Annotated in this window: 14 protein-coding genes and 2 pseudogenes; 13 read left to right on the top strand and 3 right to left on the bottom strand. The window is 60.9% G+C overall.

The window, feature by feature from the left end; translation table 11 throughout:
* Nucleotides 1-157: 157 nt before the first annotated feature.
* Nucleotides 158-1,186 carry a UV damage endonuclease UvsE gene (locus B3I26_RS23120; RefSeq protein ID WP_296261121.1) on the bottom strand — a complete coding sequence of 343 codons (1,029 nt, stop codon included), beginning with the start codon at nt 1,184-1,186 and terminating at the stop codon, nt 158-160.
* 245 nt (nt 1,187-1,431) lie between these two features.
* Here B3I26_RS23120 and msrA point away from each other — a divergent pair, with 245 nt between their 5' ends.
* A complete protein-coding gene (gene msrA / locus B3I26_RS23125) occupies nt 1,432-1,938 on the top strand; it encodes a peptide-methionine (S)-S-oxide reductase MsrA (RefSeq protein WP_296261122.1) in 507 nt (168 codons plus the stop codon).
* A 646-nt stretch (nt 1,939-2,584) separates the two neighbouring features.
* Here the strand turns inward: msrA and B3I26_RS23130 are convergent.
* A complete protein-coding gene (locus B3I26_RS23130; protein ID WP_296261123.1) occupies nt 2,585-2,887 on the bottom strand; it encodes an ABC transporter substrate-binding protein in 303 nt (100 codons plus the stop codon).
* 524 nt (nt 2,888-3,411) lie between these two features.
* Here B3I26_RS23130 and B3I26_RS23135 point away from each other — a divergent pair.
* The 12 genes and pseudogenes from B3I26_RS23135 (at nt 3,412) to B3I26_RS23190 (ending at nt 15,809) form a co-directional block, all read left to right on the top strand.
* Nucleotides 3,412-4,551 carry an LLM class flavin-dependent oxidoreductase gene (locus tag B3I26_RS23135; RefSeq protein ID WP_296261125.1) on the top strand — a complete coding sequence of 380 codons (1,140 nt, stop codon included), beginning with the start codon at nt 3,412-3,414 and terminating at the stop codon, nt 4,549-4,551.
* A 46-nt stretch (nt 4,552-4,597) separates the two neighbouring features.
* Nucleotides 4,598-6,226 carry an ABC transporter substrate-binding protein gene (locus tag B3I26_RS23140; RefSeq protein WP_296261126.1) on the top strand — a complete coding sequence of 543 codons (1,629 nt, stop codon included), beginning with the start codon at nt 4,598-4,600 and terminating at the stop codon, nt 6,224-6,226.
* Nucleotides 6,219-7,205, top strand: a complete 987-nt coding sequence (locus tag B3I26_RS23145; protein ID WP_296261127.1) for an ABC transporter permease — start codon at nt 6,219-6,221, stop codon at nt 7,203-7,205. The genes B3I26_RS23140 and B3I26_RS23145 overlap by 8 nt, the downstream gene beginning before the upstream one ends.
* Nucleotides 7,206-7,245: 40 nt before the next feature.
* Nucleotides 7,246-8,124, top strand: coding sequence for an ABC transporter permease (locus B3I26_RS23150; protein WP_296261128.1), 879 nt, complete (start codon nt 7,246-7,248; stop codon nt 8,122-8,124).
* The gene (locus B3I26_RS23155; protein WP_296261130.1) at nt 8,121-9,821 is read left to right on the top strand and encodes a dipeptide ABC transporter ATP-binding protein; all 1,701 of its coding nucleotides are present in this window, start codon (nt 8,121-8,123) and stop codon (nt 9,819-9,821) included. The genes B3I26_RS23150 and B3I26_RS23155 overlap by 4 nt, the downstream gene beginning before the upstream one ends.
* Before the next feature lie 27 nt (nt 9,822-9,848).
* Nucleotides 9,849-11,222, top strand: coding sequence for an LLM class flavin-dependent oxidoreductase (locus tag B3I26_RS23160; RefSeq protein ID WP_296261132.1), 1,374 nt, complete (start codon nt 9,849-9,851; stop codon nt 11,220-11,222).
* 55 nt (nt 11,223-11,277) lie between these two features.
* On the top strand, nt 11,278-12,504 hold the full coding sequence (locus tag B3I26_RS23165; protein ID WP_296261134.1) for an acyl-CoA dehydrogenase family protein: 1,227 nt from the start codon (nt 11,278-11,280) through the stop codon (nt 12,502-12,504).
* A gap of 333 nt (nt 12,505-12,837) precedes the next feature.
* Nucleotides 12,838-12,999, top strand: a complete 162-nt coding sequence (locus B3I26_RS23170; protein ID WP_296261136.1) for a hypothetical protein — start codon at nt 12,838-12,840, stop codon at nt 12,997-12,999.
* 4 nt (nt 13,000-13,003) lie between these two features.
* Complete coding sequence (locus tag B3I26_RS23175; protein WP_296261138.1) at nt 13,004-13,642, top strand: helix-turn-helix domain-containing protein; 639 nt, start codon at nt 13,004-13,006, stop codon at nt 13,640-13,642.
* A 361-nt stretch (nt 13,643-14,003) separates the two neighbouring features.
* Nucleotides 14,004-14,612: a hypothetical protein gene (locus tag B3I26_RS23180; RefSeq protein WP_296261143.1), complete on the top strand. Its 609-nt coding sequence runs from the start codon at nt 14,004-14,006 to the stop codon at nt 14,610-14,612.
* A gap of 362 nt (nt 14,613-14,974) precedes the next feature.
* A pseudogene (locus B3I26_RS23185) lies at nt 14,975-15,310 on the top strand (methyltransferase); the annotation flags it as partial.
* Between the two features lie 91 nt (nt 15,311-15,401).
* The gene (locus tag B3I26_RS23190; protein WP_296261145.1) at nt 15,402-15,809 is read left to right on the top strand and encodes a CmcJ/NvfI family oxidoreductase; all 408 of its coding nucleotides are present in this window, start codon (nt 15,402-15,404) and stop codon (nt 15,807-15,809) included.
* Between the two features lie 51 nt (nt 15,810-15,860).
* On the opposite strand, the pseudogene B3I26_RS23195 reads toward B3I26_RS23190, so the two are convergent.
* Nucleotides 15,861-16,103 (bottom strand): annotated as a pseudogene (locus B3I26_RS23195) (ABC transporter permease subunit); the annotation flags it as partial.
* Nucleotides 16,104-16,181: the final 78 nt, after the last annotated feature.

Here is a 16,181-nt window from a genome sequence, read left to right on the forward strand (position 1 = left end):
CGAAACACACTACGCCACAGCGGCGCTGGAATGAAGCTTGGCAATCAATGTCACGCGTCTGTGACGCAAAAGACGCCGGACCACGCTCAACCTCAAGTCCGATGCGCGCCGACACGCTCAACTGTAGGCCCAATGGCCTCGCACGATTGCGAAATGATCAGCTGCCAGACGCCAAATAGCGCTGGTAAAACGCCTCAACCGCCAGATTCTTGTCCTTGGCCTCGAACATGATGTCGAAGCGGTCGAGAAACTGCAGCGCGTAGGTGTTAGTCCACTCGTTCCACATGCGATCGCTGTGCAGGTAAAGGTCGCGCTTGTTGACCACCTGCAGCAAATCCTCCACTTCCAGTTTCTGCTCAGCGGTAAATCCCAATGCCTGGAGGCTCTCCGGCGGTTGTGAGTAGTGCATGACCGGGCGCACGCCGCGCCAGCTGTCGATGATGCGCCCTACGCGTGGGTCGACAGGCGCAATGTAATGACCTTCGTGGATCCAGCAATGGTGAATGTCCAGCACCACCGGCGCCAGATCGGCCAGCTGCAGGCAGTCGTCGACGCCATGGGTTTTCTCATCGTTTTCGAAGGTGATGCAGTGGCGCGCCACTTCGGACAAGCGCGGCCACACCGCGCGCACGCCTTCCGCCCCGTGGCGGCCGGCGATGTGAACGTTGCATTTGAAATCCTGAAAACACTGGCCGTAGCCCATCATGCGGATCATGTCGGCGTGGTATTCGAATTCGGCGAGACTGTTTTCGACCACATCCCCACGATCCGACCCCAGTACGCAAAACTGGCCGGGATGAAAAGACAGACGAATATCGGCTTGACGTGCGGCGTCACCAATCGTCGCGAACAGCTGCTGCAGACGGGCCATGACCGACGGCGCCTGATAAAACGCTGCCACTTTCCGATGGCTGTAAAACGGCAACAGGTCGCTGCTCAGTCGCAGCATTCTTCTGCCTTGCGGCAACTGTGCGACATAACCGAGCAGGCGGATCTGCGCCGCAAGATTGTGCTCGACGATGTCCAGCAGCTTTTCCTGGGCAACCTGCAAAGTCACGCTGTCCATCCAGCGCAGTGTCGTGGTCCGAGGGTTATAGCCGCCCTCCAGGGCCTTAAGCTCTTTGAGCGACAACTCGCGCTCGTGATGGCGGTACATGCAAGCGAAGCCAATGCGCGGTGTGTTCACGGATGTCCCTATGAAGAGGTTGACTAGCGAATAGTCGTGTTTGCTCTTCAAGCAGACTTTGGAACCGGTGTCAGAGTTCGTGATTTCGAGGGGCAATCAGTCGCCGCGCTGCAGCCACAGCTCGCACCGAGCCTTGCGCCCCTCTGCGGCAGACGAGCAAACTGGGCGGAGAATTGAACCCGATGCTGTCAAGGCACTCACAACCTGACTGCACTCATTCAGGCATCACAGGCAAGGATCGATCCATGACCACACAAACCGAAACCGCACTGCTCGCTGGCGGCTGCTTCTGGGGCATGCAGGATCTGCTGCGTCGTTACCCTGGCGTGATGTCCACCCGCGTGGGCTACTCGGGCGGCGATGTCGACAACGCCACCTATCGCAACCATGGCAGCCATGCCGAGGCCATCGAAATCGTTTTCGATCCGGCGCTGATCAGCTACCGCAGGATTCTGGAATTCTTCTTCCAGATCCACGACCCCTCCACCGCCAACCGCCAGGGCAACGACATCGGCCTGAGTTATCGCTCGGCGATTTTCTACCTCAATGAAGAACAGAAACGTATCGCCGAGGATACGATCAAGGACGTCGACGCCTCGGACCTGTGGCCAGGCAAGGTGGTGACCGAGATCAGTCCGGCGGGCGCATTCTGGGAAGCCGAGCCTGAGCACCAGGACTACCTGGAGCGCATCCCCAATGGCTACACCTGCCACTTCATCCGTAAGGATTGGGTGTTGCCCAAGCGCGCATGAACCTCAGTGGCAAATCAGGCCGTCGGTGATCTTCATGCTGTCCACCAGAAAGGCGTTACGGTGCAGATCCCACGCCTTGACCTGGCCGCCCGTAGTCTGCCAGTCGCGTAGGCCGCCCTGCGCGGTGCATCTGATACAAGCGAGGTCTGTGGTTTACTGCCGGTCCCCGGCAGATCGCGTGCAAGCAACGCTCCTACGCCCTTCGGGCAGAAACAGGCCAGCAGCGCACCCGCCCGGCGTATAGACGTGGGCCAGTAGCGCACCCACGCTCTGGGTAGAAACAGGCAACGACGCATTGCTTGGCACAGCGCGGGGCCTATCGATTCTGGCCGGAGGCCGTAGGAGCTTGGCTTGCCAGCGATCTGCTGCACAGCAGCAGTAAACCCTTCATACGCGGTACACCTGACACCACCGAGGTCTGCGGTTTTACTGCCGGTCCCCGGCAGATCGCGTGCAAGCAACGCTCCTACGCCCTTCGGGCAGAAACAGGCCAGCAGCGCACCCGCCCGGTGGATAGACGCGGGCCAGTAGCGCACCCACGCTCCTGGCAGAAACAGGCCAGCAGCGCACACGACCGGCGGGTAGACGCGGGCCAGCAACGCACCCGTGCTCCCAGCAGAAAGCGCGGGACCTCCACCCAGTTGATCTAGTCGACGTCTACTTGATGCTCGCGCAGGTACTTCTTGGTGACGAATTCGGCGCACGCACCAAAGCTGTTGAAGCCCACGGTTTTGCCTTCCATGTCCTTGGGCGTGAAGATCCCGGAGTCGGCCCGCACGAAGTATTTCATGTGCGGCGCTTCCTGCAGGGTCTTGCCAGCCGCGGCCACCACCTTGAGGTCAAGACCGCTTGCGATTGCCGAGATGAGCGGCGGCATCATGCGCGAGCCGAAGTCGATTTCGCCGGTGCCCACCAGCGTGATGATCTGGGGCGCTGCGATCTTGCACAACGAACTTGCTTGGCGATTCGAATAACTAAAAACAAGCACGCGTCATCCGTGAAGTGGCACAACTCTATAACGTGCACAGAGAGAAACTGTTCCATGACGATCCTGCGAACCGGAGCGCCAATAATTAGCTTGCTCACCCAGCGTCGATAGTATCTTCAAATGCGCCTATAACGTTTTAAACTAAAGTTATTCCCTGCCCATAAACATCTTGAAGTTGGATCAACACGCCACAAAGTTTGGTACTCGCGCACTGGTCGACAATGGCGATCTCGACATGCCGCGGCCACCGGCCTTGCTCCCATAGAGCCTGACGCTCGAAGCACCTCTATTCCGCAAGGGCCAAACTGTTGCTACAGCAACAGTGAGTATGCAGATTCTCTCTAATCAGCGCACTCGTACGACCCTGCTTAACTACACGACGACACCGTCTCGCCTTTAAATACACGGGCATTGAATAGTTTACTAATAAGCGGCATATCCCTTGCACTTACCTACCGACAACAGTCAGCGTCGGAGTGTTTCAATTGCCTGAATATCGTTCGCCACTCGACTTTCCAGACAGCCCATTATCCAAAGCTTTTTCCCAACCCTTGATGCTTGGCCTGTTTCTTCCGGTGCAGTCCGGGGGCTGGAGTGCGTCAGCATTGCCCCGAGGCACCGACTGGACGTTCGACTACAACAAGCAACTCACGCTTCGGGCCGAAGCACTGGGTTTCGATCTGGTGTTCGCACTCGCCGAATGGCTGGGCAAAGGGGGTTATGGAGGCGACATTCGTTATCACGACGAATCCCTGGACGCGTTCATCACTCAGGCGGCGCTGGCCCCGGTCACCGAACGCATCCTGCTGATATCCACGCTGCATGTGTTGTACGGACCCTGGCACCCGCTGCATCTGGCCAAGTTCGGGGCCACGCTGGACCACATCAGTCAAGGTCGCTGGGGGCTGAACCTGGTGACCGGACACCGTCACCGCGAGCATCGGCGTTTTGGCAGCGAACCGATCGAGCACGATCAGCGTTACCGTCAGGCCGACGAATTCATCCGCGTGGTTCAGCAACTCTGGGCAAGCGGCGACAACGTCGATTTCGATGGCGACTACTACCGCCTGGAAGAAGCCTACAGCAGCGTAAAACCCCGGTTCGGCCGGCCGGTGCTGGTCAACGCCACCGGCTCCAGCGCGGGCATCGACTTCGCCGCGCGGCATTCGGACATCGTCTTTACCACCAGCCCCGGCAGCGCCGAGATCGAAAACGCACTCAGCAAACTGCCCGAGCACCTGCAACGCATCAAACATGCAGCCCACAGTTATGGCCGCAGCGTCCGCACCCTGATCAACCCGCTTGTTATCTGCCGCGACAGCGACGCCGAAGCCTGGGAGCACCATGCCGCGATCACTGCCGCAGGTGACCCCGGAACGCTGCAAGGGCATGCCCGGGAGGCAAGTGATGCCCATGCCTGGCGTGGTCATCAGGCCGACCATCGCTATGTCGGCGGCAACATTCAGTTGGTCGGCAGCCCCGACACGGTGGTCCGCGACATCCTGCGCCTCAAACAGGCCGGCATCGACGGCATCCAGCTGAGCTTTTTCGACTTCAAGCCTGACCTTGAGCAATTCGGCGAGCGAGTCTTGCCGTTGCTCAAACAGGCCGGTCTGCGCCATTGAGTCAGCGTCACGGAGTTGCCTTTTTTCAAGCTAAAGGAACACGCCAATGGGTTTTTCTCGTCGTCAATTGATCGCCGGGCTCTCTGCTCTGCCGCTGCTCGGCGCCGGTGTACCGTTCCTGCCCAGCGCGTTGGCTGCGGCCACCGCTGAAGCGGTCTCCGGCCGACGCGTTTTCAATCTGCTGGTCAACCCGGAGCCGCCTTCACTGAGCTCGTTCAATACCACGGCAGGCACCACCGTCACCGCCAGCAGCAAGGTGCTGGAAGGATTGCTCAGCTATGACGAACAGCTTGCGCCGCAGCCAGGCCTGGCGGTGTCATGGGAAGCTGCGCCGGACGGGCTGAGCTATCGGTTCGCATTGCGTCAAGGAGTCAGATGGCACGACGGCGAACCATTCACGGCCCAGGACGTGGCGTTCTCGCTGGACCTCAACAAGCGCTATCACCCGCGCGGCGGCAGTACGTTTGCCAACCTGGTGAGCGTTGAGACGCCAGACCCTTACACGGCCATCGTCAGACTGGCCAAGCCGGCGCCTTACCTGATCCGCGCGTTTGCCGGCGGTGAAACACCAATCCTGCCGCAGCACCTGTACGCCGACGGGGATCCGCTGAGCAACCCGCACAACAATGCACCGATCGGCACCGGCCCGTATCGCTTCAAACAGTGGCAGCGCGGCAGCTTCATCGAGTACGAACGCAACCCTGATTACTGGAATCCGAGCCTGCCTGCGGTCGATACGCTGTTGCTCAAGGTGCTGCCCGACTCCGCGTCGCGTCTGGCGGCCTTTGAAAACGGCACCCTCGACGCCGGTGGCCAGAGTCCGGTGCCGCTGAGCGATCTCAAGCGCATCACCCAGTCGGGCAAGCTGCAGTTCACCACGCGCGGATACAGCTACAGCGTCACGCCGACCATGCTCGAATTCAACCTCGACCATCCGTTGCTCGCCCGTCACGAAGTGCGCCAGGCCATCGCTCACGCCATTGACCGGGAAGTGATCAGAAAAGTCGTGTACTACGGTTACGCCGACGTCAGCGTTTCGCCGATACCAAAAAATTTCCCGCAGTACGTCTACACCGGTCCCGACCCCTACCCGTTCGATGTCGCCAGGGCCAATGCCCTGCTCGATCAGGCCGGCCTGCCCCTCAAAGGCGCCTCGCGGTTCAGCCTGACCCTGGACCCGCTGCCCTACGGTGACAGCTATGCGCGCACTGCCGCCTACATTCGCACAGCGCTGGCGCGCATCGGCATCGATGTGCAACTGCGCAATCAGGACTTCCCCACGTACACCAAACGCATCTACACCGACCGCGACTTCGATTTCGCGGTAGTCGGCATGGGCACCATGTTCGACCCCACCGTCGGGGTGCAGCGCCTGTTCTGGTCGAAGAATTTTCGCAAGGGCCTGCCATTTTCCAACGGCTCGCACTACAACAACCCCGACGTCGATCGCCTGCTGGAAAGCGCTGCGGTGGAGACCGATGAGCAAAAGCGCGGCGATCTGTTCAAGGCGTTCCAGAAGATCGTCATTGAGGAGCTGCCTAACATCACACTGGTCATGCAGCAGCAAGTGACCGTGTTCAATACTCGGGTGTCGGGGTTCGAAGACGACGGCAGCGGACTGGACGGCAGTCTGGCCGCAGTGCGCTTGAACGGCGAGGCGCCTGCCCATGGTTGAGCGTCTGAGGATGTTGCGTCTGGCGCGTCGCACGCTGTGGCAGGCGCTGCCTACGGTATTCGGCATTTTGCTGCTGAATTTTCTTCTGCTGCGGTTGATTCCCGGTGACGCCGTGGATGTACTTGCCAGCGAATCGGGGGGTGCCACGCAGGCCACCCTTGCGCAATGGCGCAGCCACTTCGGGCTGGATCTGGGCCTGGGTCAGCAGTTGCTGGCCTACCTCAATCACCTGGCGCATCTGGACCTGGGGGTATCGCCGCGCTTCAACCTGCCGGTCGGGCAACTGATCGTCGACCGGTTGCCCAACACGTTACTGCTGATGATCAGCGCCTTGGTGCTGGCCTTGGTCATCGGCGTCGCGGCGGGCGTGGTCATGGCCAGTAAGGTTGATCGCTGGCCGGATCGTGTGCTGTCGCTGGCCGTGCTGTTGCTGTACTCCACGCCAGGTTTCTGGATCGGCCTGATGGGCGTGGTGCTGTTCTCGGTGACCCTTGGCTGGCTGCCCAGTGACGGCATTCAGACGCTGGGGCAGGACGCACACGGTGGCGCCTGGCTGCTGGACCGTTTCAAACACGCGCTGTTGCCGGTCCTGACCCTGGCAACGTTTTACATCGCCCTGTACGCGCGCCTTACCCGCGCCGCGATGCTGGAAGTACAACGCCAGGACTTTGTTCGCACGGCACGGGCCAAGGGGTTGCATCCCGCACGGGTCGCCCTGCGTCACGTGCTGCGCAACGCGTTGCTGCCGGTGACCACCATGGCTGGTCTGCATTTCGCCGCCCTGCTGGGCGGCGCCGCAGTCACCGAAACCCTGTTCGGCTGGCCAGGGCTGGGACGCCTGACCCTCGATGCAGTGTTGTCGCGTGATTACAACCTGCTGCTCGGCATTCTGCTGCTGTCATCGATTCTGGTGATTGTGGTCAATGTGGCGATGGACCTGCTGCAGGCATGGCTCGACCCGCGCATTCAGGTTCAGTAGGGCTTTTTTCAGGTTCGGCTTTTCGCAAAGTGAGTACTCGATGACGATTATCACCATCAAGCCCGGGTGCGCCGGGCACAGCGAAAGCTTATGGGGCGCACTGCGGCGTAACCCTGCAGCGCTGGTGGGCACGGCCATTCTATCGCTGACGCTGGCCATGGCGCTGACGGCAGGCCATTTCTTTCCCGGCGATCCCTTGGAAATGGTCGCCGAACCGCTGCTCTGGCCCGGCACCGACCCCACCTATCCATTAGGCACCGACTCGCTGGGGCGCAACGTGGCGGCCGGCATCGCCTACGGGGCGCGGGCGTCGCTGTTGATCGCGGTGTACGGCACGCTGGTCAGTGTGCTGATTGGCATCGTGGTTGGCGCTTTGGCCGGCTATCACGGCGGCAAGCTGGGTGATGTGCTGATGCGCACGACTGAAGTGTTCCAGACCGTACCGGCTTTTTTGCTGGTCATCGTGATTGTCGCCATCGGCACGCCGACGGTGAATATCATCGCCCTGGCCATCGGTATTTCGTCGTGGCCCACGGTAGCGCGCCTGATACGCGCTGAGTTTCGCACACTGCGCGAAGCCGACTTCGTCACGGCAGCGCGTAGCCAGGGCTTCAGCAATCGCTCGATCATCCTTCACGAAATCCTCCCCAGCGCCCTGGCGCCGCTGGTGGTCACGTCTTCGATCCTCGTGGCGTCGGCGATTCTAATCGAAGCGGGCCTGGCGTTTCTCGGCATGAGCGACCCCAACAGACCCAGTTGGGGTGGGATGATCGGTGCCGGTCGCGAGCAGATCGCCGGCGCCTGGTACCTCACTGCACTGCCCGGTTTCGCCATTATTCTGGTGGTGCTGGCGTTTAATCTGCTGGGTGATGGGCTCAATGACGCGCTTAACCCGCGCCTGCGCAGGTACATCCCATGAGCCTGCTCGACGTACGCGGCCTGCGCGTGAGTTACGAAGGTGTCGAGGCGGTAAAAGGCCTTGACTTCACGCTCGATGCCGGTGAAGCCCTGGCGCTGGTCGGTGAGTCCGGCTGCGGTAAATCCACCACCGCCCTCGCCTTGCTGAGGCTGCTGCCTGCCAACGCCCGGCTGAGCGGTGAGGTGCTGTTTGAGGGCCGGGACCTGCTCAAACTTTCGCCTCGGCAAATGCGCGAGGTTCAGGGCAACGGTCTGGGCATGGTCTTTCAGGAGCCGCTGTCGAGCCTCAATCCGGTGCTGACGCTGGGCGAGCAATTGACCGAAACCCTTTTCACCCACACCGACCTCTCGCGCCGGCAGGCCTGGACGCGCGCCGAAGAATTGTTCGGCCTGGTGCAACTGCCACGCCCCGCCGCTCACCTGCGCGAATACCCGCAGCATTTGTCCGGCGGCCAGCGCCAACGGGTGATGATTGCCATGGCCATCGCCTGCGAGCCGCGGTTATTGATCGCCGACGAACCGACCACCGCGCTGGACGTATGCGTTCAGGCACAGATCCTCCAATTGCTGGACAGGCTGCGCAGGGAGTTGCGCATGGGCCTGCTGCTGATCACCCATGATCTGGGTGTGGTCAGGCAACAGGCCGACAGGGTCATCATCATGCACGATGGCCAGGCACTGGAGCATCGCCACAGCGACGAACTCTTCCTGCGCCCGGCGCACCCATATACCCAAGGCCTGCTCAACGCCTCATTGGGCCGCGACCACGAGCAGCATTACCTCGACAACCGCCTGGCGGAAATGCAGATCACCCGCAGGCCGGGGCAGCCCCACGATTACCAGATCAGCAGCATTCACTATCCTTCCGGACAGGCGCCGCGACCAGCGACACCTGGCCTTGCGCCGCTGCTCAAGGTGGATAACCTCAGCCTGGGCTACACCGAGCGCAATGTCGTCAGAGAACTGTCGTTTTCCATCAGTGAGCGGGAAACCGTGGGGCTGGTCGGCGAATCGGGCTGCGGCAAGTCAACCCTGAGCAAGGCATTGCTGGGGCTGATCCCGGCCCGCCAGGGACAGATCGCTTTTGCAGGCAGAAACATCGCCACGCTGAATCCGGCCGAGGAGCTGGCCTGGCGGGGGCAGATCCAGATGATCTTCCAGGACCCTTACGCTGCGCTCAATCCTCGGCACAGCGTCGCCACCCTGCTCGATCGCGTCCAGCGCCTGCACGGTCAGGCCGACGCCACCCTCAGGCGCCAGGCGCGGGAACGCATACTGGACGCCGTGGGTCTTGCACGCAGCAGCCTGGAACGCCTGCCCCACCAGTTTTCCGGTGGCCAACGCCAGCGTATCGGCATAGCCCGAGCGCTGATCGTCAACCCGAAACTGGTGATCTGTGACGAGCCGGTGTCGGCGCTGGACGTCTCGACCCAGGCACAGATTCTCAATCTGTTGGTCGAGCTGCGCGAAGCGTTCGATTTGTCCTATCTGTTTATCTCCCATGACCTTTCAGTGGTGCGCTACTTCTCCGACCGGGTGCTGGTGATGCATGAGGCGCGCATCGTTGAACAGGCCACGCCTCATCGGCTTTGGCAGGCCCCGCAACACCCTTACACGCAACGCCTGCTGGCAGCCATTCCCGGCAGCCAGGCTTCGATCCCTGCGAGCGACAGCCTTTCATTCGCCGTCGCCTGCTGACCCGTCACGGATACAAGGAGTCATTCCATGAGCAAACGCACCGACACCCTCAAACTCGGCCTGTTCCTGCGCGCCACCGGGCATCACATCGCCGCCTGGCGTGACAGCGGCTCGCAGGCGGACGCCGGGATTCGCCTGGACCATTTCATCGAGCTGGCACGCAAGGCCGAGGCCGCCGGTTTCGACACGCTGTTTCTGGCAGACAGCGTGTCGGTGCGCGGAATCGATGCACCGACGTTCGACCGGGTGATCGCACCCAGCCTGAGTTTCGAGCCGCTGACGCTGCTGTCGGCACTGGCAACCGTTACCTCACGCATCGGGTTGATCGCGACGGCCAGCACCAGCTACAGCGAGCCGTTCAACCTGGCGCGGCAGTTCGCCTCGCTGGACCAGATCAGTGGCGGCCGGGTGGGCTGGAACCTGGTGACCAGCAGCGACCCGGATGCGGCGAAGAACTTCGGTGGCAAGTCCGAGGGGCAGCAGGCCGCCCACGCCGATCGCTACAACCGGGCGCGGGAGTTTCAAGAGGTGGTCGACAAGCTATGGGACAGTTGGGAGGACGAAACGCTGCTGCTGGACAGGGAAAAGGGCCTGTTCCTGGACCGCAGCAAACTGCACGTGGCAGACCATCACGGCGAGCATTTTCATGTCCGCGGTCCGCTCAACGTGCTGCGTTCGCCACAAGGCAAACCGGTGCTGGTGCAAGCCGGGGCCTCGGACGACGGTCGAGCCCTGGCCGCCGCCACCGCTGAAGCGATCTTCGCAGCGCACCAGAACCTGGCCGACGCCCAGGCCTTCTATGGCGATATCAAATCCCGCGCCGCCGTGCTTGGTCGCAAACCCGAGCACATCAAGATTTTGCCGGGCGTGACCATCTTCACCGCGCCCACCTCGGTCCAGGCCCATGCCAAGCATCAACGGTTGCAGAATCTGGTGCATCCGCAGGTGGGCTTGAGCCTGCTGTCTGGCTTGCTCGGCGGCGTCGATCTATCGCAGCTGCCGCTGGACGGCCCGCTCCCTCAGGATTTGCCCGCGACCAACGCCTCGAAAAGCCGCCAGCAGTTGATTCTGCAACTGGCCGCCGAAGGCTTGAGCATTCGAGAGCTGTACTTGCGACTGGCCGGGGCGCGTGGCCACTGGACCCTGGTGGGCTCCCCCGAGGAAGTGGTCGATCAGTTGCAAGCCTGGTTCGAAGGCTACGGCGCCGACGGCTTCAACATTCTGCCACCCACCTATCCGGAAGGCCTGGACGATTTCATCGCACTGATTCTGCCCGAGCTGAAACGCCGCGGCCTGGTGCCCGAAGACGGGCCGACCGGCAGCACCCTGCGTGAGCGTCTGGGCCTGCCGTTCCCGGCGCATCCATCAAGCCTGCCGCGCGAACACTCGATCGCCGTCTGAGGCGGCCACCACGAGGCGGATGCCTTCCGATTACATTTGCAAAGAGAGTTTGAACATGGCCCATCAAGTCAATGCCGCCTGGGGCGCAGGCCCTTCTGCTCGCTATGAACAACTGGCAGAGCGTTTTCGCCCGCTGTTCGCCAACCTGCGCGAAGGCGCCATCAGCCGTGAGTTGGAGCGCCGTTTGCCGGTCGAGGAGCTGCAGTTGCTCAAGGCCTCCGGTTTCACCGCCCTACGCGTGCCCAAAGAATACGGAGGCACGGGCGTTACCCTGCCAGAGCTGACCAACCTGCTGATCGAGCTGGGTGAAGCCGACTCCAATCTGGTGCAAGCACTGCGCGGGCATCTGGGCTTCACCGAGAACCTGCTTAACAGCGGCGACGAGGAACGGCGCAAGGTCTGGTTCGAGCGGCTGGTGCGCGGCGAAACCGTCGGCCCGGCCACCGGTGAGGTGGGCGACACGGCGCAATCGCACCTTAACTCGCGGCTGTACCTGGACGGCGAGCAATGGCGCATCGACGGCAACAAGTTCTACACCACCGGCTGCCTGTACAGCGACTGGATCGACGTCGCGGTCAGCGATCACGACGACAAGCGCGTATTCGTCACCGTACATCGCGATGCCGAAGGCGTCGAAGTGGTCGATGACTGGAACGGGTTCGGCCAGCGCCTTACCGCCAGCGGCACCACCCATGTGCGCGGCGTGGCGGTGGACCCGCGCAACATCGTCAGCGTCGACGATAAATTCCAGTACTCCCCGGCGCTGTATCAGATCGTGCACCTGGCCAACTTGGCAGGCATCGGCCGCGCCTTGAGTGGCGAAGTCGCGGCCGCCGTCGCAAAGCGCACGCGCAGCTTCAGTAACGGCAACGCCACCCGGGTCGCCCAGGATCCTCAAGTGCTGCAAGTGGTCGGCAGCCTGCGCGCAGCAGCCTACAGCGCGGGCGCCATTGTCTTGAAAACCGCTGAGGCCTTGGAGCGGGCGTATCAGGCCAGGCTCAGCGGCGATTCCCAGGTGCTGAAACAGGCCGTGAATATCGCCGAACTGGAGATTGCCCAGTCGCAGACCATCGTCAGCGACCTGATTCTGGATGCCAGCACGAGGATGTTCGATGCATTGAGCGCTTCGGCCACATTACGCCCGCTGGGGCTGGATCGCTTCTGGCGCAACGCCCGGACCCTGACCTCACACAACCCGCGCATCTATAAGGACCGGATCGTCGGCGACTTCGCGGTCAATGGCACCCCGCCGCCTGCGCAATGGAAAATCGGCGTTGCATGAAAAAGCGCGTTGTGAGCGTTCTGCACATTAGGCCAAGGCCACGGGCGCCCGGATGATCGCCACAACCTCATCGTGCGAGGAGGCTGAACGCCTGAAAATCCCTGGCGCCGATGAGATGACCCATTATCGCCAAGCGCCGTAATCCCATGAGCAGGTCTGGAACCGGCTAGGCCGTCTGTCTACTGTCACCAATGACCGTAGACAGCGATCAAGCATGGCCTTTTCGCTTCCTAATCTCTAAATGGAATTACCAAATGCAAACTCAGTATTTATCGAAATATGAGCAGCGCCTTACTCTGGGCGTATTCCGTCGCCTGCCGAGAGATATGCGCCATGCCTACAACCCAGAACATCATCGATTTCACCCTCTACCGAAAACGTCGTCAGGCACGGGCGGCGGCCGAGCTGATGTGGAACCTGTATGCGGCGCGGGCCGGGCTTGCGACATTTGCGGCTCAAGCCGCTACGCCTTCCAGTGATACCCGCCGGGCATGAGGCGATGAATTTTCTGCACTTTGTTTCCGATCAAGATGAGGCGGAACCGGAGCACAGGGAGACTTCAGCTTCCGAAGAAGACCCCATTGGTCAGCGCGTCGCACAGAACCTGCAGCGGCTGCGCAGCAAACGCCACCTCTCCCTCGATGCCCTGGCCCGAAACTGCGGTGTCAGCCGGGCGATGCTGGCGCAGATCGAATCCGGGCGCAGCGTGCCGTCAATCAAGGTGCTCTGCAAGATTGCCAAGGGATTGAAGGTTTCGGTCGCGGCTTTCCTGGAGAATCGCGCATTCGAGGACGTCGAGGTGCTTCCCGCGCAACAGAGCAAGCGGTTGGTGAGCCCTGACGGGGCATTTACCAGTCGCGCGCTGTTCCCCTACGACATGGCACGGCAATCGGAATTTTACGAGATTCGTCTGAAGGGGCTGGGCGAGGAGATTTCCAACGGTAACGGGCCGGGCATCCAGGAAAACCTCGTGGTTGCCCAAGGTGTGCTGGAAGTTAGCGTCAACGAAGAGCGCTATTTGTTGTCGACAGGCGACTCCATCCTGTTTTACGCCGACCAACCCCATCGCTATCGCAACCCCGCTGACAGTGAAGCGGTAGCGTTTGTAGTGATCACTTATCCTGAGCCTTTGCACTGATCAACGGGGCTTGCTGAGCCTGCTGCGTGTCAACGCGAGCCATGCACAATTGTGTCGTGTGCAGAACTCAGGGAGTGTCCGATCCACCGCCTTCGCGGCTGCCGCACAGTTCCGGCAGCTCCGACAGGTTTGGGGCAAACTTCATTTCTCAATCACACCCTTGCGGTCTTCGGTCCTCTGCTGTTGACGTTCATGGGCCCAGGCTTTGGCGCTCCCGATCGCCACGTGGGCGCTGACCGAGGCAGAAACAAGGCACCAAGGTACCCGCGCGACAAAAGAAAAGCCCCGACGCTTTCACGTCAGGGCTCTTGCACAGCGACTTACACCACGCGTCAATCGCGCGATAGCCTCAGCTCAGCAAGTGCAGCACATCATCGGCATGCCATTGCAGCTCATCATCATCGGCATGGAGCAGTCGTTCATCATCTTCATCATGAGCGTGCAGCAGTTATTCATCATGTCCATGCTCATGCCTGGCATCGGCATCATCTTGCACTTCATGCAATCAGCCTCGAGGGTGCACACCATGATGCACTTCATCATTGGCATAGGCATGCCCATGGGCATCATCGGCATGTTCATGGTCGACATCATGCTCATCATCACCATGCCATCTTCGGCCATGCACATCATCGACATGTTGGCGCAATGCATCATCATTGGCATGCCGCAGTTCATCATCATCGCCATCATCTCGGCGTTGTTCTTGAACATCGCCATATCCATGCCAGCGGCTGGCGTCATGGTGCACATCATGGCATCAGCCGTCATCTCGCACTTCATGGTCGCCATCATCATCGGCATGCCCATCATGGGCATCATTGGCATGGCGGTGTTCATTGGCATCTGCATGGCGTTCATCATTTTTCGAATCTCCGTAATCGACAGTAATGTTGAAAGGCTTGGGCCGATTCTAAAGCTCGCGGGTCTCCTTACAAGACGTCAGCCCGACAGCGGAAATGGATGCTGAACCGGTCGTGCATGGATAACGACAGTGCTGGCGGCTGTTACAGGATCAATAGCGTCGTTATAACGCCGGCCTTCAACAACAAAACATGGAATTGCACGCTATGAATATGCGATAGGGGAATAGCAACCATTGTTTAGGAAATAAACGGTCTAACCCGGCGCTACTTTTTTGCACCAACCCCCATTAACGCTCATTCACAGCTATATCCATAGGATCGCAAAGTCTATGGGCGATGCATCTGCCGCCGGTACAGTGGATTCCGCTTTCTTGCGATCGCATCGCGCAGCGCCTGGCCAGCGGTTGATCGGCGGCCATTTAAAAAGCCGCAATGAAACGCTTTGCCTGCACTGGGGGAATTTCACATGGGTATTGAGCAACGCAACCTCGGACCGACCTCGGTGGTCGGCGAACTCAACTACCTGCGCGACGACGGCGTGCGTCCGGTTAATTACACCTGGCCGCAACCCGAAGGGCAGCCGCAGCGCACCGGTACGCTGCAGCCCATCCGCGTCGATATTCACAACGCGCGCCGGTTGGTGACACCACCGCTGCTCGATGCCCAGGGTTTCCAGCGCGTCGAGTCTGTCAGTGCCTTGGCGGATCTTGAAGACCAAGCCCAGGTCGTGCAGTTCTACTATGCCGAAGCTGACGCGCTGTTGCGTAAATCCACCGGAGCGGTGAAGACGGTGATTCTCGATCACACCCTCCGCATTGACGAGCCTGGCCGGGAAGCCATTGGCCTGCGCGAACCGGTGCGCTACGGCATAACGTCAAACCGAACGCTCGGCCATCCGCCGGGTACGCGACCATCTTCCGGCGGAGGAAGCCGAGCAGCGTCTGCAAAAACGCTTCGCAATCATCAACCTCTGGCGCCCGATCGGCGGTCCGATCTACACCACCCCGCTGGCGTTGTGCGATGCCAGAAGCCTTGAGGCGGCGGACTTCATTGCCAGCGATCTGGTGTATCGCGACAAGGTTGGCGAAACCTTTTCCGTGCGGCCCAGCCCGAACCATCGCTGGTACTACTACCCACAATTACCCCCGGACGAAGCCCTGCTGCTGAAGATTTACGACTCCAAAACCGATATCGCCGCACGGGCCGGCGCCCATACCGCGTTCGATGACCCGACGACACCAGCAGGCGCACCGCCACGGCGCAGTATAGAGTTGCGTGCATTGGTGTTTTTTGACGAATGAATAAGGCTATGGCGCAGTTGTCACCACGACAACTGCGCCCTAGCGCCACGCTCAATGCGCCCAGCGTCGATGCAGCCTCCGCGCCAGAGCGTCGAGCATGAAACCCAACACGCCGATTAACAGCACCATGGCCATCAGCTCCGAGTACGCCAATCAATCGCGCGTATCGAGAATGAAATAGCCCAGCCCCGCGCTAACCCCCAGCATTGCGCAGGGCACGAGCACGATCCACAGGATGCCGATCGACAGCCTCACCCCGGTCAGCACATGGCCGAGCACGCCCGGCCTAGTAACGCCGTTGTAGCTGCTCTCTGCTTGACGCGGAGCGTCAGGGGAGGCATTCCCACGCGCAGCGTCACTAGTGTCCGGTAA

It is taken from the genome of Pseudomonas sp. UBA5706, from assembly GCF_002419965.1.
Taxonomy (GTDB): domain Bacteria; phylum Pseudomonadota; class Gammaproteobacteria; order Pseudomonadales; family Pseudomonadaceae; genus Aquipseudomonas.

Excerpts from the sequence above, each read along its gene's own strand:
- B3I26_RS23145 (WP_296261127.1), top strand. The coding sequence starts at position 6,219 with ATGGTTGAGCGTCTGAGGATGTTGCGTCTGGCGCGTCGCACGCTGTGG.
- msrA (WP_296261122.1), top strand. The coding sequence starts at position 1,432 with ATGACCACACAAACCGAAACCGCACTGCTCGCTGGCGGCTGCTTCTGG.
- B3I26_RS23170 (WP_296261136.1), top strand. The coding sequence starts at position 12,838 with ATGCCTACAACCCAGAACATCATCGATTTCACCCTCTACCGAAAACGT.
- B3I26_RS23175 (WP_296261138.1), top strand. The coding sequence starts at position 13,004 with ATGAATTTTCTGCACTTTGTTTCCGATCAAGATGAGGCGGAACCGGAG.
- B3I26_RS23165 (WP_296261134.1), top strand. The coding sequence starts at position 11,278 with ATGGCCCATCAAGTCAATGCCGCCTGGGGCGCAGGCCCTTCTGCTCGC.
- B3I26_RS23150 (WP_296261128.1), top strand. The coding sequence starts at position 7,246 with ATGACGATTATCACCATCAAGCCCGGGTGCGCCGGGCACAGCGAAAGC.
- B3I26_RS23160 (WP_296261132.1), top strand. The coding sequence starts at position 9,849 with ATGAGCAAACGCACCGACACCCTCAAACTCGGCCTGTTCCTGCGCGCC.
- B3I26_RS23155 (WP_296261130.1), top strand. The coding sequence starts at position 8,121 with ATGAGCCTGCTCGACGTACGCGGCCTGCGCGTGAGTTACGAAGGTGTC.
- B3I26_RS23140 (WP_296261126.1), top strand. The coding sequence starts at position 4,598 with ATGGGTTTTTCTCGTCGTCAATTGATCGCCGGGCTCTCTGCTCTGCCG.